We start from the raw sequence: 277 nt of genomic DNA, 5'->3' as shown, positions 1-277 counted from the left end.
GAGGTTGCCGCCCGAGATCGCGAGGAAGCGCAACCGCTCCAGCAACGGATGCGCGGGATTGCACGCCTCCTCCAGCACGCGGCGGTTGAACGCCAGCCACGACAGTTCGCGGTTGAAATAGCGACCGCCGTCGCGATCGCGGAACGGATCGTCCAGCGCGTCGTCGGCATCGAGGCGCGCCATCTTGGGCGGTCGGGTCATGTCGTCTCGGCGCTCCGGTCTGTGAAGGCGGGCACCGCGTGCAGGGTTTCACGCGCCAGCGGAATGGACAAGCGCC

At 68.2% G+C, this 277-nt stretch carries 1 protein-coding gene; it reads right to left on the bottom strand.

Annotated elements, in window-relative coordinates; genetic code table 11:
• A partial coding sequence (locus CVH10_RS20070; protein ID WP_146143159.1) for a hypothetical protein occupies positions 1 to 201 on the bottom strand: 201 nt, incomplete at its 3' end.
• Between the last annotated feature and the right edge of the window lie 76 nt (positions 202 to 277).

Source organism: Halomonas sp. ND22Bw, from assembly GCF_003011945.1.
GTDB lineage: Bacteria > Pseudomonadota > Gammaproteobacteria > Pseudomonadales > Halomonadaceae > Halomonas > Halomonas halophila.
Note: the sequence above shows the minus strand (reverse complement) of the source record. Positions and strands in the feature narration are given on the sequence as shown.